Raw genomic sequence first — 21,709 nt, 5'->3', positions numbered from 1 at the left:
GCCCACAGCCGCCCCCGAGCAACCGACCCCCGCCTCGGCCCAGCAGCCCGCGCCCGGCCACGACCACGACCACGCGGACACGCCCGCTCCGGCGCTGGAGCCCACGGCGGGCCGCGCCCCCGGGGGTACCTCCGCGGTGGGCCGGGAGGCGGCCGACGCCGCCGCGCCGGGGCGGCAGCCTGCGGACCCGCCCGAGCCGGACCGCGAGCGCGTGGACACGCCCGCACCGGAGCAGCGGCCCGGAAGTGGTGTGCGCGAGTTCGGCCGGGGCGCCGTGGACCCGCCCGCGCCGGAGCTGGAGCTCGCGGACACACCCGCGGCGGGCCGCGACCCCGTGATTACGCCTGTGCCGGGCCTGGAGCCCGCAGACGCGGCAGCGCCCGGCCTGCGGTCCGCCCCCGCGCCCGCACCCGGCCGGGGGCCCGAGGACACGCCCGCGACGGCGCTGGAGTCCGCTCTGGAGCCCGTGCCCGCGCCCGGCCAGGGGTCCGGGGACACGCCCGCGCCGGGGCCGGACCCTGCGGGCAGACCCGTGCAGGGCCGCGAGCCGGGCGATCCGCCCGGGCCCGGGCACGGCTCCGCCGGTACGGCCGACGGCGTCGACGGTGTGTTCAAAGTTCGGCTGGCGAACTTCGAGGGGCCCTTCGATCTGCTGCTTCAGTTGATCTCCAAGCACAAGCTGGACGTCACCGAGGTCGCCCTGTCCAAGGTGACCGATGAGTTCATGGCGCACATCCGGGCCATGGGGCCGGACTGGGACCTGGACCAGACGACCGAGTTCCTCGTCGTGGCCGCCACGCTGCTGGACCTCAAGGCGGCGCGGCTGTTGCCCACCGCCGAGGTCGAGGACGAGGCCGACCTCGCCCTGCTGGAGGCCCGCGACCTGCTGTTCGCGCGACTGCTGCAGTACCGCGCGTACAAGCAGATCGCCGACATCTTCAACCGGCGCCTGGACGAGGAGGCCCGCCGCTACCCCCGTACCGTCGGCCTCGAACCCGAGCACGCCGAGCTGCTGCCCGAGGTCGTCATCAGCATCGGCCCCGAGGGATTCGCGCAGCTCGCCGTCAAGGCCATGCAGCCCAGGCCCAGGCCGCAGGTGTACGTCGACCACATCCACGCCCCGCTGGTCAGCGTGCAGGAGCAGGCGGGGATCGTGATGGCCCGGCTGAAGGAGCTGGGCGAGGCCAGTTTCCGGGTGCTGATCGAGGACACCGACGACACCCTCACCGTCGTGGCCCGGTTCCTCGCGCTGCTGGAGCTGTACCGGGAGAAGGCCGTCTCCCTGGAGCAGGAGGCCGCGCTCGGCGAGCTGCTGGTGCGCTGGACCGGCGACGGGGAGGCGGAGCCGATGGTCACCGACGAGTTCGACCGCCCGCCCGAGGTGCCCGAGGAGGAGAAGAAGGCATGAGCGAGACCACCGATTTCCCCACGGGCCCGGCGGCCGTCGCCGACCTGGACCTCAAGCCCGCCCTCGAAGCGGTCCTCATGGTGGTCGACGAGCCGGCGACCGAGGAGCACCTGGCCAGGATCCTGGAGCGGCCCAAGCGGCAGATCGCGGACGCGCTGCGGGAACTGGCCGACGACTACACCGTGCAGGGCCGCGGCTTCGAGCTGCGGTTCGTCGCGGGCGGCTGGCGCTTCTACAGCCGCGCCGCGTACGCGCCCGCCGTCGAGCGGCTCGTGCTGGACGGCCAGACGGCCCGCCTCACGCAGGCCGCGCTGGAGACCCTGGCCGTCGTGGCCTACCGCCAGCCGGTCAGCCGCAGCCGCGTCTCCGCCGTGCGCGGAGTCAACTGCGACGGCGTGATGCGCACCCTGCTCCAGCGCGGTCTCGTCGAGGAGGCGGGCGCGGAACCCGAAACAGGTGCGATCCTGTACAGGACGACGAACTACTTCCTGGAGCGGATGGGCCTGCGCGGCCTGGACGAGCTTCCGGAGCTCGCGCCCTTCCTCCCGGAGGCGGAGGCGATCGAGGCCGAGACCCAGGAGGGAGTCCCGTCGTTCGATCCGGACGCCCCGGATTCCGAGGACGCAGACGACAAGACGGAACTTTGATGCGAAGCAGCAGCGGCAGGAACAGCAGCGGAAACAACGGCGGGAGCCGTGGTGGCAACAGCGGCGGCCGCGGCGGGAGCGGTGGTGGCCGCGGTGGCTACCGCGGCGCCGGCACCTCCCGTGACGACAACCAGGGCGGTCGGCCGAAGAAGCCGCGCCCGGAGGAGCGGCGCTACGACGTGGGTCCCGGCGCCACCCAGTCCGGCCCGAAGTCCGGGCGGGGCGCCTCGGCGCGCGGTGGCGCCAAGGGCGGCCCCCGGCAGGGCCAGGGCACCGGGCGGGACCGCTCGGCCCCGGCGCGCTCGCGCGAGTACGAGACGCGGGCCGAGGAGCGCAACCGCGAGCGGTACGCGGGCAAGAAGGACGTCAAGCCGCCCAAGACCTTCCCGGGCGCCGAACAGGAGGGCGAGCGGCTGCAGAAGGTCCTCGCGCGCGCGGGCTACGGCTCCCGGCGCGCCTGCGAGGAGCTGATCGAGCAGGCCCGGGTCGAGATCAACGGCGAGATCGTCCTGGAGCAGGGCCGCCGCGTGGACCCGGAGAAGGACGAGGTCAAGGTCGACGGCCTGACGGTCGCGACGCAGTCGTACCAGTTCTTCTCGCTCAACAAGCCCGCCGGTGTCGTCTCCACCATGGAGGACCCGGAGGGGCGCCAGTGCCTCGGTGACTACGTCACCAACCGCGAGACCCGTCTCTTCCACGTCGGCCGGCTCGACACCGAGACCGAGGGCGTCATCCTGCTCACCAACCACGGCGAGCTGGCGCACCGCCTCACGCACCCCAAGTACGGCGTGAAGAAGACCTACCTCGCGCACATCGTCGGCCCGATCCCGCGTGACCTCGGCAAGCGCCTGAAGGACGGGATCCAGCTGGAGGACGGCTACGCGCGCGCGGACCACTTCCGGGTGGTCGAGCAGACCGGCAAGAACTACCTCGTCGAGGTGACCCTGCACGAGGGCCGCAAGCACATCGTGCGGCGCATGCTCGCCGAGGCCGGTTTCCCCGTCGACAAGCTGGTGCGCACCGCCTTCGGCCCGATCACCCTGGGCGACCAGAAGTCGGGCTGGCTGCGCCGTCTGAGCAACACCGAGGTCGGGATGCTCCTGCAGGAGGTCGACCTCTAGGAGGTGCCCGCACGGCGTTCTGACGGCCGGTCCCCGATTCTCCGGGACCGGCCGTCGGCGTGTGCGGGAACGGGGCTCCAGGGCGCGCTGAGGGGCTTGCGCGGTCCGCCTCGCGCCCTTGTGGTCGCCGCCCTCCACTCGTCTGCCTCGCCGGCGCCTTCGCCGGCGCCTGGCTCGGCGCGGACGCCTGGCCGGCCGAGTGGGCCGACCGGATCGAGCAGGGGCGACCTGTCGACGCCGGGGGCGCTCTGGGACGCTTGGGCCCATGATCGACGACCTCGACATGGACCTGACGCCCGTGATCGCCGAGCAGCCCCACCCCCTGCTGTTCGCGACGGTCTCCGGAGCCCACCTGTACGGTTTCCCCTCCCAGGACTCCGACCTGGACCTGCGCGGCGCCCACCTGCTGCCGGTGGCCGACCTGGTGGGGCTGCGCGAGCCGGAGGAGACCCGGTCCCGGGCGTGGGTGCGGTTCGGCGTCGAGATGGACCTCGTGACCCACGACGTGCGCAAGTTCGTCCGGCTGATGCTCCGGCGCAACGGCTACGTGCTGGAGCAGCTGCTCTCGCCCCTGGTCGCGCACACCACGGAGGCGCACCGGGAGCTGACCGCCCTCGTGCCCGGCGTGCTCACCGGCCACCACGCCCACCACTACCGCGGCTTCGCGGTCACCCAGTGGCGACTGTTCGAGAAGACCGGCGAACTCAAGCCGCTGCTCTACACCTTCCGCGTGCTGCTCACCGGCATCCTCCTGATGCGCAGCGGCGAAGTCCAGGCCCATCTGCCCACGCTCCTCGAGCAGGTGGACGCGCCCGGCTATCTGCCGGAGCTGATCGCCGCCAAGGCGGAGCGCGAGCACGGCAGCGCCGACATCGGCCACGCGCGCGTGGAGGCCGACGTGGAGCGGCTGCACGCCGCGCTCGACGCGGCGCAGACCGCCTCAGCGCTGCCCGACGCGCCCACCGCCCACGACGCCCTGCACGACTTCCTGGTACGGGTCAGGCGCGCAGGCTGAGGCGCGGCGGACCCGGTGGAGGAAGCCGGCGACGCGGGCGTGGTCCGGCTCCGACGGCAGCGGGGTGCGGCCGAGGGCCTCGTCGGTCTCGGCGGCGAGCCGGACCATGCGCGCCTCCACCTCGGCCCACGGCACCTCGCCCCGTTTCACCGCCAGCAGCGGCTCGCGCAGGTCGCCCACGTCGAGCCGTAGCTCGCCGGTGCGCAGCAGGTCACGGGCGCTCAGCAGCAGGCGCAGCAGGTGCATCGCGTGCTTCCAGCGCGGGGCGCCCGTCGTGCGGACGTCGGCGTCGAGCTTGCGGCGCTGGCCGAGGGCGTAGCGGGTGAAGGTGCCGTGGACCTGCCGGGACAGGAAGGCGCCGCGCAGCGACAGCAGCTCGCGGCCCGTGTCGTCCAGGTGCTCGACCAGCGGCGAGTGCAGACACTCCAGGATGTTCGGGTTGCCGCGCAGCGCCAGCTCGCAGAACCGCTCCAGCTCCCAGGAGAAGCGCTCCTCGCCCGGCCCCTCCACATGCGTCGGCGGCTTGTGGAAGCGCCAGAACAGCGGAGTGGGGGCGAGGAAGACGCCTCTGCGATCGGTGTCACTGGTCTGCGTGGCCAGGCCGAAGGCGCGTGACCCCATGACACAGGAGTAGATCGTGTGGTCGCGCACCAGGTCCTGGGGGTCCGGGTGCTCCTCGGGGGTCTCGGGCCGCATGCCGGGAGCGTACGCGGCCCGTTCACGCCAGGCGGATCGAATTTCCCTTCACCGTGATCGTCCTGGGCGGAAGCGGCTTGGTCGCCGGGCCGTGCGCCACCGATCCGTCGGTGATCTCGAACCTGCTGCCGTGGCAGGGGCAGTCGATGGTGCCGTTCGCCACCTGGTTCACCGTGCAGCCCATGTGGGTGCAGATCGCCGAGAAGGCCTTGAAGTCGCCCTTGGTCGGCTGGGTGACCACGACCTTCTGCTCCTTGAACACCTTGCCGCCGCCCACCGGGATGTCGGCCGTCCCGGCCAGTTTCTCGGTGCCGGGCGAGGAGCCGCTCTGGTTGCCGCCGCACCCGGCGGCGAGCGTAGCCACGCCCGTCGCGAGAACCGTGCGCCGCGTGGTGCTGTTGGTCATGTCGCCACTCCGAAAGATACGTGGGATTCGAAAGAGAAGACCGAGAGGACAGAGAAGGCAGAGAAGACTCAGGAGACTCAGGAGACAGAGGAGACAGAGGAGACAGAGGAGACAGAGGAGACAGTGGGGACAAACGCGGAAAACGCGATCATCTTCGCATCGAAGACGCCCAGGGCGCCGGAACCCCGGACCGGCCGTCACCGGATCGGGCCCCGTCTCACCCGGCGGGCGCCGCGCGCCCGGCCGGCCGGGGCTGACTAGGCTGGACGGGCAGGAAGTCGGTACGCATGTCAGCGAGGAGCAGCGCCGTGGCGGTACGAGCGGTCCGGGAGGCCGTCCAGCGGGACCCGGACGAGGCCGGGCACAAGGTCGAGCGGGTGGCCGCCCTGCGCGAGGACGTCGCCCGGTGAGGACCGCACTCGTCATCGGCACCGGACTCATCGGCACCTCCGCCGCGCTCGCCCTCACCCGACGCGGTGTCGTCGTGCACCTCGCCGACCACGACCCCGAGCAGGCCCGCACGGCGGCCGCGCTCGGCGCCGGCACCGACGAGGCCCCCGCGGGCCAGGTGGACCTGGCGCTCGTCGCCGCCCCGCCCGCCCATGTGGCCGCCGTCCTCGCGGACGCCATGAGCCGGGGCCTGGCGCGCGGCTACGTCGACGTGGCCAGCGTCAAGGGCGGCCCGCGCCGCGACCTCGAGGCGCGTGGCCTCGACCTGTCGTCGTACATCGGCTCCCACCCGATGTCCGGCCGGGAGAAGTCGGGCCCGCTCGCCGCGACCGCCGATCTGTTCGAGGGGCGCCCCTGGGTGCTCACCCCGACCCGCGACACCGACACCGAGGTCCTCAACCTCGCCCTGGAGCTGGTCTCGCACTGCCGCGCGGTCCCGGTGGTCATGGACGCCGACGCCCACGACCGGGCCGTCGCCCTCGTCTCGCACATGCCCCACCTGGTCTCCAGCATGGTCGCCGCCCGCCTGGAGAACGCCGAGGAGGCCGCCGTGCGGCTGTGCGGTCAGGGCATCAGGGACGTCACCCGGATCGCCGCCTCCGACCCCCGGATGTGGATCGACATCCTCTCCGCCAACCCCGGTCCGGTCGCCGACCTCCTCGCGGACGTCTCCACCGACCTGGACGACACCGTGCGGGCGCTGCGCGCCCTGCAGTCGTCCGACGAGGCCAAGCGGCGTGAGGGCAGCGCAGGCATCGAGGACGTGCTGCGGCGCGGGAACGCCGGGCAGGTGCGGGTACCCGGGAAGCACGGGTCCGCTCCGCGGGTCTACGAGGTCGTGGCCGTGCTCATCGACGACCAGCCGGGACAGCTGGCCAGGATCTTCGCGGACGCCGGACAGGCCGGGGTCAACGTCGAGGACGTGCGCATCGAGCACGCGACGGGGCAGCAGGCGGGTCTCGTCCAGCTCATGGTCGAGCCGAAGGCGGTGCCGGTCCTGACGGCCGCGCTGCGTGAGCGCGGCTGGGCGCTGCGCCAGTAGGACCGCCCGCAGGACCGCGCCCCGGGCCCGTCCGGCACGCGTGTGTCCGGACGAGTGACCCGCACCCAGTAACCTTGTGCGGGGCGCTCTCGCTCCCCGCTCCCCGCACCGCACCAGGAAGGTGTCCCCCCGTGGAAAACGGCGCCCCGACCGCCAAGCCCGTCATCGTCGCGATCGACGGTCCCTCCGGCACGGGCAAGTCGAGCACGTCGAAGGCCGTGGCCGCGCAGCTCGGCCTGAGCTACCTGGACACCGGTGCCCAGTACCGGGCGATCACCTGGTGGATGGTCTCCAACGGCATCGACCTGGAGGACCCCACCGCGATCGCGGCCGTCGCCGGCAAGCCGGAGATCATCTCCGGCACCGACCCGGCCGCCCCGACCATCACGGTCGACGGCGTCGACGTGGCCGGCCCGATCCGCACCCAGGAGGTCACCTCCAAGGTCAGCGCGGTCAGCGCGGTGCCCGAGGTGCGCTCGCGGATCACCGAGCTGCAGCGCTCGCTGGCCTCCGGCGCCGAGCGCGGCATCGTGGTCGAGGGCCGGGACATCGGCACCACCGTGCTGCCCGACGCCGACCTGAAGATCTTCCTCACCGCCTCCGCCGAGGCCCGCGCGGCCCGCCGCAGCGGTGAGCTGAAGGGCGCGGACGTGCAGGCCACCCGTGAGGCCCTGATCAAGCGGGACGCGGCCGACTCAAGCCGCAAGACCTCGCCGCTCGCCAAGGCGGGCGACGCGGTCGAGGTGGACACCACCGAACTCACCCTCGCCCAGGTCATCGAGTGCGTCGTCACCCTGGTCGAGGAGAAGCGAGCCGGGAAGTGAGCCTTCCGTCCCTGCCCACGGAGCGGGGCGCCGAGGTCGGCCGGCGCATCGGCGTCGGTCTGATGTTCGGGCTGTGGAAACCGCGTGTGCTGGGCGCCTGGCGGATGCCCGCCACCGGTCCGGCGATCCTCGCCGTGAACCACTCCCACAACATCGACGGACCGATGGTGATGGGCGTGGCACCCCGGCCGACGCACTTCCTGATCAAGAAGGAGGCGTTCATCGGCCCGCTGGGCTCCTTCCTGAGCGGTATCGGCCAGCTGAAGGTGGACCGCGCCTCCGCCGACCGCGCGGCCATCGGCCAGGCGCTCGGCGTCCTGGAGAACGGGGGAGTGCTGGGCATCTTCCCCGAGGGCACCCGGGGCGAGGGCGACTTCGCCTCCCTGCGGGCCGGCCTCGCCTACTTCGCGGTCCGCAGCGGGGCGCCGATCGTGCCCGTGGCCGTCCTGGGAAGCTCCGACCGGCCGGGACGGCTGGTCAAGGGACTGCCCCCGCTGCGCTCGCGTGTCGACGTCGTCTTCGGCGACCCGTTCGAGGCGGGCGACGGCAGTGGACGGCGCACCCGCAGGGCGCTGGACGAGGCGACCGAGCGCATCCAGAAGCAGCTCACCAGCCACCTGGAAAACGCCAGGCGCCTGACCGGGCGCTAGGCGACACTTGAGTAGTGGATCTGCCCAAAAGGGTCGTTCCACCGATCACCACGATGAACGACGAGGTACGGACTTCATGAGCGACCAGATCCAGCCCGAGGGCTCGGCAGAGCACGAGTACGAGCACGGGGCGCTCGGCGACGCCGAGTACGCGGAGTTCATGGAGCTCGCCACCGAGGAGGGCTTCGACCTCGAGGACGTCGAGGGCGCCATCGAGGCGGCCGGCCACGGGCCGCTCCCGGTCCTCGCCGTCGTCGGCCGGCCGAACGTCGGCAAGTCGACGCTCGTCAACCGGATCATCGGCCGGCGCGAGGCCGTCGTGGAGGACAAGCCCGGCGTCACCCGCGACCGCGTCACCTACGAGGCCGAGTGGGCGGGCCGCCGCTTCAAGGTCGTCGACACCGGCGGCTGGGAGCAGGACGTCCTCGGTATCGACGCCTCCGTGGCCGCCCAGGCCGAGTACGCGATCGAGGCGGCCGACGCGGTCGTGTTCGTCGTGGACGCCAAGGTCGGCGCCACCGACACCGACGAGGCCGTCGTACGGCTGCTGCGCAAGGCCGGCAAGCCGGTCGTGCTGTGCGCCAACAAGGTCGACGGCCCGAGCGGCGAGGCCGACGCCTCCTACCTGTGGAACCTGGGCCTCGGCGAGCCGCACCCGGTCTCCGCGCTGCACGGCCGAGGCACCGGCGACATGCTGGACGCCGTCCTCGAGGCGCTCCCGGAGGCGCCCGAGCAGAGCTTCGGCACCGCCGTCGGCGGCCCGCGCCGCATCGCGCTCATCGGCCGCCCGAACGTGGGCAAGTCCTCGCTGCTTAACAAGGTGGCCGGTGAGGAGCGCGTCGTCGTCAACGAGCTGGCGGGCACCACCCGCGACCCGGTCGACGAGCTGATCGAACTGGGCGGCGTGACCTGGAAGTTCGTCGACACGGCGGGCATCCGCAAGCGCGTCCACCTCCAGCAGGGCGCCGACTACTACGCCTCGCTGCGCACCGCGGCCGCGGTCGAGAAGGCCGAAGTGGCCGTCATCCTGATCGACGGCTCGGAGAACATCTCGGTCCAGGACCAGCGCATCGTCACCATGGCGGTGGAGGCGGGCCGCGCGATCGTCCTCGCCTTCAACAAGTGGGACACCCTCGACGAGGAGCGCCGCTACTACCTCGAGCGGGAGATCGAGACCGAGCTGGGCCAGGTCGCCTGGGCGCCCCGGGTCAACGTCTCGGCCCGCACCGGCCGGCACATGGAGAAGCTGGTCCCGGCGATCGAGACCGCCCTCGACGGCTGGGAGACCCGGGTCCCGACGGGCCGGCTGAACGCCTTCCTCGGCGAGCTGGTCTCGGCCCACCCGCACCCGGTCCGGGGCGGCAAGCAGCCCCGCATCCTGTTCGGCACCCAGGCCGGCACCAAGCCCCCGCGGTTCGTCCTGTTCGCCTCCGGCTTCATCGAGGCGGGCTACCGGCGCTTCATCGAGCGCCGACTGCGCGAGGAGTTCGGCTTCGCGGGCACCCCGATCCACATCTCGGTGCGGGTGCGCGAGAAGCGCGGCGCGAAGAAGAAGTAGAAGCGGCGGCGGAAGCCGCCGCGCGACGGCGAAGGGGGGGCCCCCCCCCCGGGGGGGGGGCCCCCCCTTCGACGTAGGTCGGGTCCCGCGGGTCACGCGCCCCGGCGCGGGCCGGGCGGCAGTGCCGCCGGGACATGGTGCATGCCGGTCTCCTGCGGGCGCCCCAGCGTGCCGATCCGCTGCCACTGCGCCTGCTGCTGGCCGCTGCCGTGCCGGGCGCTGTACGCCCCCGCGCTGTAGGCGCTGTAGGCGGCCCGGTACGAGCCGGTGCTGTGCGGGGCGATCCCGAAGGCACTGAACCCCAGCTCCTCCTCGCCGCTGCGGTCGCCCGGCAGCGTGCGGAAGCTCCTGACCCACTCCGCGTAGAGGGAGTCGTAGATCGGCGTGGCGGACGCGCCGCCGGCCGACTCCTGGCCCGCCCGTGCGGACGGGATCGAGGAGAAGGACGACCGGCGGGGAGGAGGGGTGTCGTATGCGTGCACGTATGTCCAAACGACGGCAGCCCGGAAGGGATGCGGCCGGTGCGCGGCTTTTGGGCGGTGGCGCCGGGTTCCCGGCGCCGCTCCCGCCGCCGGGTGGCGCTCAGGTGCCGGCGAGCGGCAGCGCCGCCGCGACCAGCTTCCCGTTCGCCGCCGCCTTGTCCAGGGCCTCCCGCAGCAGGTCCTCGCGCGGCTGGCGTCCGATGGATCCCACCGGGGCCGCGAACATCAGTACCTGCTGGTGCTTGTTGGCGGCGGCCCGCCAGCTGTCCGTGACCTGCAGCGGCTGGTGCGCCTGCCACCAGGCCACGGGCTGACCGCCGCCCGGGCCCGGCTGGAGCACCGCGTGCAGCTGGCCGACGGCGAGCAGCACCGACCAGCCGTGCAGCACCGGCGGCACGGACACCAGCTCGGTCACCGGCATGAAGCCCTGCTCGATGAGGAGCGGGAGGAAGTCGTCGCCGACCCCGGTGGAGCCGGGTCGCACGATCGGCGCCGTCGGCTCGACCACCAGCGCGGGGTGCAGCTCGCCCTCGACCAGCACGAGTCCGCTGGTCACGCCGAGCACGGCCTGCTCGGGCACGGGCCGCTGCGGCGTGCCGCCCGCGGCCATGTCGCCGCCGGTGCCGCCGATGGAGCGTACGGCGCCCTGCAGTTGCTCCTCGGTGACCTGGACGACCTGGGAGGGCAGGCAGCCGGCGTGGGCGAAGGCGAGGACGGCGGTCTCGTCACCGACGAACAGAACGGTGCTGGTGCGCTCCTGCTCGGAGTCGCCCGGGGTGCGGCAGGAGGTGCAGTCGTAACTGCCCGGGGCGTTCTCTCCGGCGAGCAGCCGGTCGGCTTCTTCGTCGCCGATCTCGGCGCGTACGGCGTCACTCACGTCGAGCATGCGCGGCACGGTGGCTCCCTCGGGATGCGGTGCTGGGTCGACCGGGTGGCTCCCGGCCCCTGAGCCCCGGGGTTCCGGGCTCATGAAGAAGACAACGGACGTCCTGTGGTGGGGGTCACGCCCCGGGCGCGACGGAATCGAACCATCCACCGCACAGGGTCACGTGAGGTACGGAATTGGCCACTCACCGTCAACTCGGTGCGAAGTCAAGAAACTTGAACGGGTGAAGTAGGTCACAGATCGCCTCAGCTGGTGGTCGAAAAATCAGGAAATCAGCGCATGAAAGGGCTGGCCGAAAATCGACGATACCCGAGGTAACGGCGAACTGGCCTGGAATGACAAGGAGTTGGTTGATATCGACCGCCCGCACTCCCTAGATTCCTCCGCCGTGTGCAGACAGCACCGCTCGGGTACGTCCGCCGGCCGGCACCAGGCAGAGCACGATCGGCACCGGTCGCGGCGGACGGGGCGGGCACGGAGCACCGCGGCCATGCGCGGCGATCCGTGTCCCGTCCGGGGGAGCCCGGGTTCGTGGGAGAGGGAATTACATGTCCGAGTGTGCCGATACCACCCGTACCACCGCTCGTCACGACGGCGCCCGCAAGGGCCGTACGACGGCCGCCCTCACCGGGGCGGCGCTGCTGGCCCCGCTGGGCCTGCTGGCCGCGACCGGCAACGCCGCGGCGGCGGACAACGGAGTGTGGGACCGCATCGCCCAGTGCGAGAGCGGCGGCAACTGGCACATCAACACCGGCAACGGCTACTACGGCGGGCTCCAGTTCTCCGCCGGCACCTGGCGCGCGTACGGCGGCTCCGCCTACGCCCCGACGGCCGACCAGGCCTCCAGGGGCGCGCAGATCGCCGTCGCCACCAAGGTCCAGCAGGCCCAGGGCTGGGGCGCCTGGCCGGTCTGTTCGGGCCGCGCCGGCGCCTCGGGAGCCGCTCCCGCGGCCGCCTCGGGGGCCGCCGCCAAGACGGGCGTGACGACGAAGTCCGCACCGGCGAAGACGCCCGAGCGCTCGGCCACCCACGTCAACCGCGGCGCCTCGCGCGGCGGCTACACCGTCCGCGAGGGCGACACCCTGAGCATCATCGCCGCCCGGCACGGGACCACCTGGCAGCGGATCTACGCCGCCAACAGGTCGGTCATCGGCGGCGACCCGAACATGATCGTGCCCGGCCAGCACCTCGCGCTCTAGAGCGACGCCCCACCGCCCGGCAGCCGCTGTCCCCGACGAGGACAGCGGCTGTCCGCATCGGCTGGCAGACTCGGCCCCATGTTGGAGACCTCGGCACGGCTGCTGCGTCTGCTCTCGCTGCTCCAGGCCCACCGCGAGTGGTCGGGGGCCGACCTCGCCGAACGGCTCGGCGTCACCGCGCGCACCGTCCGCCGGGACGTGGACCGGCTGCGCGAGCTGGGCTACCCGGTCAACGCGAGCCCGGGCACCGGCGGCGGCTACCAGCTCGGCGCGGGCGCCCGGCTGCCCCCGCTGCTGCTCGACGACGACGAGGCCGTCGCCGTGGCGGTGGGTCTGCGCACCGCCACCGGACAGGGCATCGAGGGCATCGGCGAGAGCTCCGTGCGGGCTCTCGCCAAGCTGGAACAGGTGCTGCCGGACCGGCTGCGGCACCGGGTGAGCGCCCTCAACGCGTTCACCGTGCCCATGCTGCGCAGCGGGCCGCCGGTGTCACCCGTCGACCCGGCCCTGCTCACCGAGCTGGCCCACCTGTGCCGGGACGCCGAGCGGCTGCGCTTCGAGTACCGCAGCCACGAAGGCGCCGCCAGCCGCCGTACCGTCGAGCCGCACCGGCTGGTGTGCACCGAGCGGCGCTGGTACCTGGTCGCCTGGGACGTCGACCGGGAGGACTGGCGGACCTTCCGCGTCGACCGCATCACGCCCAGGCCGCCGCACGGCCCGCGCTTCACCCCGCGCGAGGCGCCGGCCGAGGATCTCGCCGCCCATGTGTCGCGGGGCGTCTCCACGCGCGCGTACGCCACCCACTCCGCCGTCCGGCTGCTGGTGCCGCTGCACGAGGCCGCCGAGCGGGTCTCGCCGTCGGCCGGGACGCTGGAGGCGGACGGGGAGCACGCCTGCGTACTGCGCAGCGGGGCGCCGGACCTGGACGTGATGGTCGTTCACATCATGATGCTCGGCCTGCCCTTCGAGGTGCTGGAGCCGGCCGGGTGCGGAATCCGGCTATTTCCCATGCGGCGTCAGTTCCGTGGGCAGGGCGGCCGATTCCGGCCGATTCCACGGGAGAACAAGTCCCGAACCGACCGGGATCCGCGCCCCGACGCTTCCCGCCGGATATTTCAGGAGCCCGCTCCGGCGCGCGAGAATTCTGTTCGAATACCCGCGTTCGGTGAAGGAAAACCCCCGTACGTGTGACGCAGTTCGACGGTATCCGGTGTCGGGAAGCTGTGACAGAAGTGTGACCGGGGAGGGACGGGGTGCCGATCACGGGACCGGCTTCCGTCACCGGGCGATGCGGCCTAGCGTGGCCGTATGGCATCGAATCCCACTCCGCCGGCGGAGCCCCAGGACAGTCCGGACGCGTACGTCGGCCTCGACGCCGAGGGTGCCGAGCGGCTCGCCCGGCAGCGCGGCTGGTCGACGGTGCGGTCGCTGCCGCCGGGCGCGATCATCACCATGGAGTACCGGACGGGCCGGCTCAACTTCGAGGTGCGCGGCGGCCGGGTGGCCCGCGCCTGGAAGGGCTGACCCGCCCGCGCAGGACGAAGGCCCCGCTCCCGTGCGCGGGAGCGGGGCCTTCGTCGTGGCGGGGCGGGTGGTGCGTACCGGGCCCCCGTCGTCGTGGCGGCCGGTCAGCCGCCGGTGAGCGGCCGGACCGGCGGGGAGGTGCCGCGCGGCACGCGGTCGGCGTGCGGCGGCCGGCGGCTGCCCGCCGGGGTGACCGGGGTGCGCTCCGAACGGGCCGTGTGCGGACCGGGGGCCAGGTGGATCGGCGCCCGGGAGCCGCGCACCGAGGTCACCGGCTCGCGCGCCGGGGCGTGCTGATCGGCGGCGGTCCGCGGCTTGAGGACCACCGGCGTGACCGGGACGGCCGGCACGGGCGCGGTGCGGCCGCGGCGCGCGCGCCAGCGGTCGCGCAGGTCGAAGAGCGCGGTCTCGGCAGTGGTGACCAGGGGCTCGAACCAGGGCAGGGCGAGCAGGATCAGCAGACCCGCGGCCCAGCCCAGCAGCACGTCGCTCAGCCAGTGCGTACCGAGGTAGACGGTGGTGAGGCCGACGCCGAGCGAGGTGACCGCCGACACGGCGGACAGCCAGCGGCGGGCCCGCGGGCTGGAGGCCAGATACGCCAGGATTCCCCAGGTCACCACCGCGTTGGCGGTGTGGCCGCTGGGAAATATATCGCCGCCCAGACCCATCTCGTTCGAGCCGATCACGGTCGCGTAGTGCGGACCGAGCCGCCCCATGCCGAGCTTGGCGGCGCCGACCGTGATGTTGAGCAGCAGCAGGGAGGCGGCCAGGGTCAGCAGCGGGCGCAGGGTGTGCTGCCGCCAGGAGCGCCAGCCGAGCCAGGCCGCGACCATCACGGCGGTGGGGCCGCGCTGGCCGAGCACCACGTAGTAGTCGAGGAAGGCGTGGATCTGCGGCCACTGCTGGTACGGCCGGAAGAACATGACCTGCCAGTCGAGCCGGACCAGCCAGGAGCTGATCACGACGGCCCACACGATCGCCAGGTAGAAGGCGAGGGTCGCGGTGAACAGCACGACCCGGTGCCGGCTCATCCTCGGCACATCGATGTGGGCCGGCCGTTCCGGCTCACGGTCGAGTCTGGCGAAGACCCGGTCCAGACGCCGGGTCAGGTTTCGTTCGGTACGCACCCAATCGACGTTACAGCGAGTGAGCTGTGTTCCCGGTCGAAACAGGGTCTTTGTGATGACGATGTGATGTGGGAAACCTCTCAGGAGGGGCCAGAATTCACAGGATTCGGCAATCCGGTGAGACTGATTCGTGCAATTCCTTTGATCATGCCGGGCGTTGTTTATATCGCCCTTATGAATTCGTTCACCAGGTCCTGGGCTGGAATTCTCCGGAGCGTCACGGACCGCCGGAGCCGATCACGGCGGTCCGGAGCCGTTCAGCCAGAACGCCCCGTAGGCCGCGCTCGCCGCCGCCACACCGGCCGTGACCAGCACCGCCCTTGAGGTCCGGGTACGGGCCAGCGCCTGGGCGAGCGGGAACAGCACCGGGAAGGCGGGCATCAGCAGCCGTGGCTTGGAACCGAAGTAGCTGGAGGCGCACAGCGCGAGCGCGAGGACGACACCGGTGTACACCAGCAGGGCCACGGGCTGGCGCCGGCGTACCCCGGCCACGTAGAGCCGGATCAGCAGGGCCACCCCGATGATCAGGCCCGCGCCCGCGAGGGCCGACGGGAATGACGTGAACTTGTCGGCGACGAAACGGGCGAAGGCGTACCCGCCGTCGAACCCGTTGCGCCAGCCGGCCTGTACGTCGAGGTAGCCGAGCGGTCCCTTGCCGGTGCGGTGGCCGACCCAGAGGACGTAACCCGCGGCGCCCGAGGGGGCGATGAGCAGGCCGGCGAGGAGTGCCGGGAGTGACCGGAGGGGCGGAGGCGACGAGAGCGACGAAGGCGACGAGAGCGACGAAGGCGACGAGAGCGACGAAGGCGACGCGGGCGACGGAGGTGACGCGGGCGACGCGGGCGAGCGGGGCGGCGGAATCGGACGGGAGGGCGCGCGGGTGCCGACGTTCGCGCCTCCAGGCGAAACGGAGGCGCGCGCGGTGACCGACGCGCCCCCCGACGCGGAAGGGGCGTGCGCAGACCCGTCCGCGCTCCCGGTGTGCGCCGACCGCCCCGCGCGTTCCTCGTCCGCCGGGTCGGGGGCGCGACCGCCGTCGTACGCGCCGCGCGCGTCCCGGGCGCTCCGGTACCGCACGAAAGAGATCGCGCCGGCCACCCACACCGCGGCGACCACCGCGAGCCCCACCGGCCGGGTCAGCCCGGCCAGCGCCGCCAGGACGCCCGCGCTCACCCACCTGCCGGTCAACACCGCGTACAGCGACCACGCGGCCAGCGCCGTGAACAAGGACTCGCTGTACGCCATCGACTGCACGATCCCGACGGGGAGCACGGCCCACAGCAGCACCGCGCAGACCCCGGTCCGGCGGCCGTACACATGGTCCGCCACCGCGAAGATCCCCGCGGCCGCCGCGAGCGAGGCGAGCACGGAGACGACGAGTCCCGCGTCCCCGTACGACAGTGGCGCGACCGCGTGCAGCAGCCGCTCCAGCCAGGGCAGCAGCGGGAAGAACGCGAGATCGGAGTGGACGTCGCCGTTCGGCAGCCGCACCTCGTAGCCGTATCCAGGGCCGGCGACCCGGGCGTACCAGAGCGAGTCCCAGCGCGCGGTCAGCAGGGTGTGGGCGCTCTTGCCGCGCGCCGCGCTCCACCCGGCCAGCACGACGAGGCCCAGGGCGCGCACCGCCACGTACCCGAGCAGGGCCGGGGCGGCCCGGCGGGGGAGTGGGGTGCGGGACGGGGTCACGCGTGTCGCAAGGTCGGTCACGGGCTCGATTATCGACCGGCCGCGGAACCGGCCCGGTCCCCCGCCGTGGCAAGGGGCGGGCGAGGTGGCGTACGCCACACGGGTTGGGTCCCGCGTGTGAGAGGTCCGCCACGTGCCCCCAGGGCGGACTCGCGTACATTGGCGAGTCACCTGCGTGGGTTTGCGCGGGCCGGAGACACCGCTCCTCTCCGGCCGTACGACGGGGGTCCCCACCCCGTCGATCCGCCGCACGCGAGGGATCATCTGGGAGGTACGTACATGTCCGGGACGACCACGGCTGCCGTACGGCCGCTCCGTCGGGCGCCCGCGGCCGGTGCCAACCGCTGGGTCGTCCTCGTCGTCCTCTGCGTCAGCCTGCTGCTCGTCGCCCTCGACGCGACGGTGCTGCACGTGGCGGTCCCCGCCGTCACCGAGGACCTCAGGCCCGGCGCCATAGAGCTGCTCTGGATCGTCGACGTCTACCCGCTGGTCTGCGCCTCGCTGCTGATCCTCTTCGGCACGCTCGGCGACCGGATCGGCCGCAGACGCGTGCTGCTGCTCGGCTACGCCCTCTTCGGCGTCGCCTCCGCCGTGGCCGCACTCGCGCCCAGCGCGCAGGCGCTGATCCTCGCCCGCGCGCTGCTCGGCGTCGGCGGCGCCATGATCATGCCCGCCACCCTGTCGATCCTCCGCCAGGTCTTCCCCGACCGGCGCGAACGCGCGCTCGCCATCGGCATCTGGAGCGCGGTCGCGGCCGTCGGCGCGGCCGTCGGGCCGCTGCTCGGCGGCTTCCTGCTGGAGCACTTCTGGTGGGGTTCGGTCTTCCTCGTCAACATCCCGCTGATGCTGGTCAGCCTGCCGGTCGGACGGCTGCTGCTGCCCGAGTCGCGCGGCGAACGCGACGGCCCGTGGGACGTCGTCGGCGCGCTGATGGCGGCGGTCGGCCTGTTCGGCGTGGTGCTGGGGGTGAAGCGGCTCGGCGGCGGTGAGCCGGTGGCGAGCCTGCTGACCCTGGTGCCGCTGCTGCTCGGCGGCACGATGCTCGTCCTGTTCGTGCGCCGCCAGGGGCGGCGCGCCCATCCGCTGGTCGACCTGCGGATGTTCCGCCGGCCCGCCTACAGCACCTCGGTGTGCTGCATCGTGCTGGCGATGCTCGCGCTGGTGGGCCTCGAGCTGATCGCGGCGCAGTACCTCCAGCTGGTCCTCGGCCTGTCGCCGCTGCAGACGGGGCTGAGGCTGCTGCCCCTGACCGTCGCCGCGATGGCGGCCGGCCTCGCGGGCGCGCGGATGCTGCGCCGCTTCGGGCCGCGCCGGATGGTCTGCTTCGGCTTCTGCCTCACCGCCGCCGCGGTAGTGACCCTGACGGCGATGGGCGGGACCGACGACGCGGGCCTGCTGCTGTTCGGCTTCGTCCTCCTCGGGTTCGGTCTGGAGACCACGCTCTTCGGGGCGTACGAGTCGATGCTGAGCGAGGCGCCCGCCGAGCAGGCCGGCGGTGCGGCCGCGATCGGCGAGACGTCGTACCAGCTCGGCGCCGGGATCGGGATCGCCCTGCTGGGCAGTGTGATGAACGCGTCCTACGCCCCCGGCCTCACCTCGGTCCCCGGGGTGCCCTCGCGCGCCTCGGCCGCGGCCGGCCACTCGCTGGGCGAGGCCTACGACGTGGCCGGGCGGCTGGGCGGGCCCGCCGGGGCCGCGCTGCGCCACGCCGCCCGGGACTCCTTCGTGCACGGGCTGCACGTCACGCTGCTGGTGAGCGCGGGCCTGCTGCTGCTCGGCGCGGTGATGGCGCTGCGGCTGCCCCGGGTCATGCAGTGCGGCGAGGAAGTGGAGGCAGTCCAGGCGGCCGAGGGGGCGGAGCGCGCCGCCGAGGTGGGAGTGCCCTCCCCGCGGGAGGCCGTGCAGCCGCGGGTGTCGGCCTGACCCCCCGCTCTGGACGTGCGGGAGACTGCGCCGTAACGTCGGCTGCGGAGTCGTGACTAGCGCTGCTAGTTTTCCCGTGCCGCAGCGCGCCGCAGCGTGCCCCAGTGTCCCGGAGGGTGTTCCCATGTCCGCGTCCGCGAAGTTGCCCCCGTTCGATGCCGCCGACCCGCTCGGCATCGACGACCTGCTGGACCCGGAGGACCTCGCGATCCGGGACACCGTCCGCGCCTGGGCCGCCGACCGCGTGCTGCCGTACGTCGCCGACTGGTACGAGAAGGGCGAGTTGCCCGGCATCAGGGACCTCGCGCGCGAACTCGGCGGGATCGGCGCCCTCGGCATGTCGCTCACCGGGTACGGCTGCGCCGGCGCGACCGCCGTGCAGTACGGACTGGCCTGCCTGGAACTGGAGGCCGCCGACTCCGGCATCCGGTCCCTGGTCTCCGTCCAGGGCTCCCTCGCCATGTACGCCATCCACCGGTTCGGCAGCGAGGAGCAGAAGCGGGAGTGGCTGCCGCGGATGGCTGCGGGCGAGGTGATCGGCTGCTTCGGGCTCACCGAGCCCGACCACGGCTCCGACCCCGCCTCGATGCGCACCCACGCCAAGCGCGACGGTGACGACTGGGTCCTGAACGGCCGCAAGATGTGGATCACCAACGGGTCCGTGGCCGGGGTCGCCGTGGTGTGGGCGCAGACCGAGGACGGCATCCGCGGGTTCGTCGTGCCCACCGACCGCCCCGGCTTCTCGGCGCCCGAGATCAAGCACAAGTGGTCCCTGCGCGCCTCCGTGACCAGCGAACTCGTCCTCGACGACGTGCGGCTGCCGGCCACCGCGGTGCTCCCGGAGGTCACCGGCCTGCGCGGACCGCTCGGCTGCCTCTCGCACGCCCGCTACGGCATCGTCTGGGGCTCGATGGGCGCGGCGCGCAGCAGCTTCGAGTCGGCGCTCCAGTACGCGCGGACCCGGGAGCAGTTCGGGCGGCCCATCGGCGGCTTCCAGCTCACTCAGGCCAAGCTCGCCGACATGGCGGTCGAACTGCACAAGGGGATCCTGCTCGCCCACCATCTGGGGCGGCGGATGGACGCCGGCCGCCTGCGCCCCGAGCAGATCAGCTTCGGCAAGCTCAACAACGTCCGCGAGGCCATCGAGATCTGCCGTACGGCGCGGACGATCCTCGGTGCCAACGGGATCTCCCTCGAATACCCCGTGATGCGGCACGCGACCAACCTCGAGTCGGTGCTCACCTATGAGGGCACCGTCGAGATGCACCAGCTCGTGCTGGGCAAGGCGCTCACCGGGCTCGACGCCTTCCGGTGAGCCCCCCGGGGGGAAGGCAGGGCCGGGGAACGGCCCTGCCTCAGCTCTGGTTGAAGAAGCCGTCCTCGCGGTGCTTCGCCGGCTCGCCGCTGACGATCTCCGTGTTCGACGGCGTCAGCAGGAAGACCCGGGTGGCCACGCGCTCGATCGTGCCCCGCAGGCCGAAGGTGAGGCCGGCCGCGAAGTCGACGACGCGCTTGGCGTCGGCCGGCTCCATCGCGGTGAGGTTCACGATGACCGGGACTCCGTCCCGGAACAGCTCGCCGATGGCGCGGGCGTCCCGGAAGCTGTCCGGCGTGACCGTGCCGATGCGGCGGCCCTTCTCCTCGGCCGTGTCCGTGGCCACCTTCACCCGGGGGTCCGTGACCCAGGCGTCTGGGGACTCGGTGCCCTCGGAGTAGTCGTCGTCGTAGTAGCGCTCGTCATCGTTGTCGTCGACGAGGCCGAGCCACGCACTCGCCTTGCGTACCGATCCCATGGACGCCTCCTCTCACAGCTGTCCTTCTTGCTTTCCGCATCCCTATGGTCATCCATGATGCGGATGGCGCGCCAAGTGGATAGACGCCGCGCGGGGGGTTTGTGACGGTACTGGTGCACAGCGGATCCGTCGAGAGTCCTTGTGCCCCAAGGGTCGCGACTCATACGGCTGCTGACTGTGAGTGAAATATGATTGTCGTCGGCGGATGGGTGATGCACGGTGCGTACGGGTGAACGCGCGACCTGATACGAGCTGACAGTCGGCCGATACGATGCCCCGGCTCAACGTCACAACGCATCACGGGGGATCGTCGTGTTCGGAATCGTCAGGCCGTGCGGCCATCGGCTGGGGGAGGGCCTCAAGGCCCAGTGGACCGCGCACTTGTGCGGGCTCTGCCTGGCACTGCGCCGTGATCATGGACAGTTCGCCCGTATCGTGACGAACTATGACGGGCTCCTCATATCGGTTCTGACGGAGGCTCAGGCGGGCCTGGCGGGCGGGTCCCGGCGCACGGCCGGCCCGTGCGCGCTGCGCGGGATGCGGACCGCGTCCGTCGCGCAGGGAGAGGGTGCGCGACTGGCCGCCGCCGTCTCGCTCGTCCTCGCCTCCGCCAAGGTGCGCGACCATGTCGCCGACCGGGACGGGCTGCTGGCCCGCCGGCCGGTGGCGGCAGCGGCGCGCCGGGTCGCGGCCGGCTGGGGGCGGGCCGGGGTGCGCGGCGGATCCGCCGTCGGGTTCGACGCCGGCGTCCTCCTGGACGCCGTCGGCCGGCAGACCGGCATCGAGGCCCTGGCCGGGTACGGTACCCCGCTGCTGACGGTCACCGAGCCGACCGAGACCGCCACCGCGGCCGCCTTCGCGCACACCGCCGTGCTCGCGGGCCGGCCGGGCAACGCCGGGCCGCTCGCCGAGGCGGGCCGGCTCTTCGGCCGGCTCGCCCACCTGCTGGACGCCGTGGAGGACCGGGAGGCCGACGCGCTCGCGGGTGCCTGGAACCCCCTCACCGCCACCGGCACCACCCTCACCGAGGCCCGCAGACTGGCCGAGGACGCCCTGCACGGCATCCGGCTCGCCCTGCGGGAGGCCGAGTTCGCCGATGGCCGGCTCGCCCACCTGCTGCTCGTGCACGAACTCCGGCGCTCCGTGGACCGCGCCTTCGGCACGCTGCCGGCCTGCGCCGCGCACGGGTCCGCCGCGCACGGACCCACGGCCCACGCGCCCGCCGAACTGGGACCCGCCGCCCACGGATCTGCCGCCCGCGGACCCGTGCGC

20 protein-coding genes and 2 pseudogenes are annotated in these 21,709 nt (G+C 72.9%); 15 read left to right on the top strand and 7 right to left on the bottom strand.

The annotated features are described in order from the left end of the window. The first annotated feature begins 346 nt into the window (after window positions 1–346). The 5 genes and pseudogenes from V7E45_RS25570 to V7E45_RS25550 all read left to right on the top strand — a co-directional run bounded on the left by V7E45_RS25570 (window position 347) and on the right by V7E45_RS25550 (window position 4,191). Window positions 347–1,408: a segregation/condensation protein A gene (locus V7E45_RS25570; protein WP_443056171.1), complete on the top strand. Its 1,062-nt coding sequence runs from the start codon at window positions 347–349 to the stop codon at window positions 1,406–1,408. Further along, window positions 1,405–2,055, top strand: coding sequence for an SMC-Scp complex subunit ScpB (scpB, locus tag V7E45_RS25565; protein ID WP_333776545.1), 651 nt, complete (start codon window positions 1,405–1,407; stop codon window positions 2,053–2,055). Before V7E45_RS25570 ends, scpB begins: the two co-directional genes overlap by 4 nt. Continuing rightward, window positions 2,055–3,176 carry a pseudouridine synthase gene (locus tag V7E45_RS25560; RefSeq protein ID WP_333776544.1) on the top strand — a complete coding sequence of 374 codons (1,122 nt, stop codon included), beginning with the start codon at window positions 2,055–2,057 and terminating at the stop codon, window positions 3,174–3,176. Before scpB ends, V7E45_RS25560 begins: the two co-directional genes overlap by 1 nt. A gap of 140 nt (window positions 3,177–3,316) precedes the next feature. Beyond that, window positions 3,317–3,434, top strand: a pseudogene (locus V7E45_RS25555) (ADP-ribosylglycohydrolase family protein); the annotation flags it as partial. Window positions 3,435–3,441: 7 nt separating this feature from the next. Next, the gene (locus V7E45_RS25550; RefSeq protein ID WP_333776543.1) at window positions 3,442–4,191 is read left to right on the top strand and encodes a nucleotidyltransferase domain-containing protein; all 750 of its coding nucleotides are present in this window, start codon (window positions 3,442–3,444) and stop codon (window positions 4,189–4,191) included. On the opposite strand, the gene V7E45_RS25545 is transcribed toward V7E45_RS25550, so the two are convergent. Both V7E45_RS25545 and V7E45_RS25540 read right to left on the bottom strand, forming a co-directional pair. Further along, complete coding sequence (locus V7E45_RS25545; protein ID WP_333776542.1) at window positions 4,117–4,887, bottom strand: nucleotidyltransferase domain-containing protein; 771 nt, start codon at window positions 4,885–4,887, stop codon at window positions 4,117–4,119. The two genes, V7E45_RS25550 and V7E45_RS25545, sit on opposite strands and share 75 nt — an antisense overlap. Window positions 4,888–4,909: 22 nt before the next feature. Beyond that, window positions 4,910–5,293 (bottom strand): Rieske (2Fe-2S) protein, encoded by a 384-nt coding sequence (locus tag V7E45_RS25540; protein ID WP_333776541.1) that lies wholly within the window; start codon window positions 5,291–5,293, stop codon window positions 4,910–4,912. A 406-nt stretch (window positions 5,294–5,699) separates the two neighbouring features. On the opposite strand from V7E45_RS25540, the gene V7E45_RS25535 reads away from it, so the two are divergent. The 4 genes from V7E45_RS25535 to der all read left to right on the top strand — a co-directional run bounded on the left by V7E45_RS25535 (window position 5,700) and on the right by der (window position 9,817). Next, complete coding sequence (locus V7E45_RS25535; protein ID WP_333776540.1) at window positions 5,700–6,785, top strand: prephenate dehydrogenase; 1,086 nt, start codon at window positions 5,700–5,702, stop codon at window positions 6,783–6,785. A 131-nt stretch (window positions 6,786–6,916) separates the two neighbouring features. Beyond that, the gene (gene cmk / locus V7E45_RS25530) at window positions 6,917–7,609 is read left to right on the top strand and encodes a (d)CMP kinase (RefSeq protein ID WP_333776539.1); all 693 of its coding nucleotides are present in this window, start codon (window positions 6,917–6,919) and stop codon (window positions 7,607–7,609) included. Between the two features lie 62 nt (window positions 7,610–7,671). Next, window positions 7,672–8,259 carry a lysophospholipid acyltransferase family protein gene (locus tag V7E45_RS25525; RefSeq protein WP_319149376.1) on the top strand — a complete coding sequence of 196 codons (588 nt, stop codon included), beginning with the start codon at window positions 7,672–7,674 and terminating at the stop codon, window positions 8,257–8,259. Between the two features lie 76 nt (window positions 8,260–8,335). Beyond that, window positions 8,336–9,817, top strand: a complete 1,482-nt coding sequence (gene der / locus V7E45_RS25520) for a ribosome biogenesis GTPase Der (protein WP_333776538.1) — start codon at window positions 8,336–8,338, stop codon at window positions 9,815–9,817. A gap of 92 nt (window positions 9,818–9,909) precedes the next feature. Here der and V7E45_RS25515 read toward each other — a convergent pair whose 3' ends face one another. After that, window positions 9,910–10,299 (bottom strand): hypothetical protein, encoded by a 390-nt coding sequence (locus V7E45_RS25515; RefSeq protein WP_333776537.1) that lies wholly within the window; start codon window positions 10,297–10,299, stop codon window positions 9,910–9,912. A gap of 100 nt (window positions 10,300–10,399) precedes the next feature. Beyond that, complete coding sequence (locus V7E45_RS25510) at window positions 10,400–11,194, bottom strand: hypothetical protein (RefSeq protein ID WP_333776536.1); 795 nt, start codon at window positions 11,192–11,194, stop codon at window positions 10,400–10,402. Between the two features lie 539 nt (window positions 11,195–11,733). Here V7E45_RS25510 and V7E45_RS25505 point away from each other — a divergent pair. The 3 genes and pseudogenes from V7E45_RS25505 to V7E45_RS25495 all read left to right on the top strand — a co-directional run bounded on the left by V7E45_RS25505 (window position 11,734) and on the right by V7E45_RS25495 (window position 13,908). Further along, entirely contained in the window at window positions 11,734–12,384 is a 651-nt protein-coding gene (locus V7E45_RS25505; RefSeq protein ID WP_333776535.1) for a LysM peptidoglycan-binding domain-containing protein, read from the top strand. Window positions 12,385–12,462: 78 nt separating this feature from the next. Next, window positions 12,463–13,369 (top strand): annotated as a pseudogene (locus V7E45_RS25500) (helix-turn-helix transcriptional regulator); the annotation flags it as partial. Between the two features lie 323 nt (window positions 13,370–13,692). Continuing rightward, on the top strand, window positions 13,693–13,908 hold the full coding sequence (locus V7E45_RS25495) for an I78 family peptidase inhibitor (RefSeq protein ID WP_333776534.1): 216 nt from the start codon (window positions 13,693–13,695) through the stop codon (window positions 13,906–13,908). Window positions 13,909–14,012: 104 nt separating this feature from the next. Here V7E45_RS25495 and V7E45_RS25490 read toward each other — a convergent pair whose 3' ends face one another. Both V7E45_RS25490 and V7E45_RS25485 read right to left on the bottom strand, forming a co-directional pair. Next, window positions 14,013–15,035, bottom strand: a complete 1,023-nt coding sequence (locus V7E45_RS25490) for a phosphatase PAP2 family protein (RefSeq protein WP_333776533.1) — start codon at window positions 15,033–15,035, stop codon at window positions 14,013–14,015. Window positions 15,036–15,272: 237 nt separating this feature from the next. Then, entirely contained in the window at window positions 15,273–16,742 is a 1,470-nt protein-coding gene (locus tag V7E45_RS25485) for a glycosyltransferase family 39 protein (RefSeq protein ID WP_333776532.1), read from the bottom strand. Window positions 16,743–17,000: 258 nt separating this feature from the next. On the opposite strand from V7E45_RS25485, the gene V7E45_RS25480 reads away from it, so the two are divergent. Both V7E45_RS25480 and V7E45_RS25475 read left to right on the top strand, forming a co-directional pair. Next, window positions 17,001–18,644, top strand: a complete 1,644-nt coding sequence (locus V7E45_RS25480) for an MFS transporter (protein ID WP_333776531.1) — start codon at window positions 17,001–17,003, stop codon at window positions 18,642–18,644. 124 nt (window positions 18,645–18,768) lie between these two features. Continuing rightward, entirely contained in the window at window positions 18,769–19,959 is a 1,191-nt protein-coding gene (locus tag V7E45_RS25475; protein ID WP_333776530.1) for an acyl-CoA dehydrogenase family protein, read from the top strand. A 40-nt stretch (window positions 19,960–19,999) separates the two neighbouring features. On the opposite strand, the gene V7E45_RS25470 is transcribed toward V7E45_RS25475, so the two are convergent. Next, window positions 20,000–20,437 carry a cell division protein SepF gene (locus V7E45_RS25470; protein ID WP_333776529.1) on the bottom strand — a complete coding sequence of 146 codons (438 nt, stop codon included), beginning with the start codon at window positions 20,435–20,437 and terminating at the stop codon, window positions 20,000–20,002. 312 nt (window positions 20,438–20,749) lie between these two features. On the opposite strand from V7E45_RS25470, the gene V7E45_RS25465 reads away from it, so the two are divergent. Beyond that, a partial coding sequence (locus V7E45_RS25465; RefSeq protein ID WP_333776528.1) for a DUF5685 family protein occupies window positions 20,750–21,709 on the top strand: 960 nt, incomplete at its 3' end.

It is taken from the genome of Streptomyces sp. IBSBF 3136, assembly GCF_036815105.1.
In the GTDB taxonomy this organism is placed as follows: domain Bacteria; phylum Actinomycetota; class Actinomycetes; order Streptomycetales; family Streptomycetaceae; genus Streptomyces.
Note: the sequence above shows the minus strand (reverse complement) of the source record. Positions and strands in the feature narration are given on the sequence as shown.

Coding starts and splice junctions, on each gene's coding strand:
- scpB (WP_333776545.1), top strand. CDS start 1,405: ATGAGCGAGACCACCGATTTCCCCACGGGCCCGGCGGCCGTCGCCGAC.
- V7E45_RS25560 (WP_333776544.1), top strand. CDS start 2,055: ATGCGAAGCAGCAGCGGCAGGAACAGCAGCGGAAACAACGGCGGGAGC.
- V7E45_RS25550 (WP_333776543.1), top strand. CDS start 3,442: ATGATCGACGACCTCGACATGGACCTGACGCCCGTGATCGCCGAGCAG.
- V7E45_RS25545 (WP_333776542.1), bottom strand. CDS start 4,887: ATGCGGCCCGAGACCCCCGAGGAGCACCCGGACCCCCAGGACCTGGTG.
- V7E45_RS25540 (WP_333776541.1), bottom strand. CDS start 5,293: ATGACCAACAGCACCACGCGGCGCACGGTTCTCGCGACGGGCGTGGCT.
- V7E45_RS25525 (WP_319149376.1), top strand. CDS start 7,672: ATGTTCGGGCTGTGGAAACCGCGTGTGCTGGGCGCCTGGCGGATGCCC.
- der (WP_333776538.1), top strand. CDS start 8,336: ATGAGCGACCAGATCCAGCCCGAGGGCTCGGCAGAGCACGAGTACGAG.
- V7E45_RS25505 (WP_333776535.1), top strand. CDS start 11,734: ATGTCCGAGTGTGCCGATACCACCCGTACCACCGCTCGTCACGACGGC.
- V7E45_RS25495 (WP_333776534.1), top strand. CDS start 13,693: ATGGCATCGAATCCCACTCCGCCGGCGGAGCCCCAGGACAGTCCGGAC.
- V7E45_RS25480 (WP_333776531.1), top strand. CDS start 17,001: ATGTCCGGGACGACCACGGCTGCCGTACGGCCGCTCCGTCGGGCGCCC.
- V7E45_RS25475 (WP_333776530.1), top strand. CDS start 18,769: ATGTCCGCGTCCGCGAAGTTGCCCCCGTTCGATGCCGCCGACCCGCTC.
- V7E45_RS25470 (WP_333776529.1), bottom strand. CDS start 20,437: ATGGGATCGGTACGCAAGGCGAGTGCGTGGCTCGGCCTCGTCGACGAC.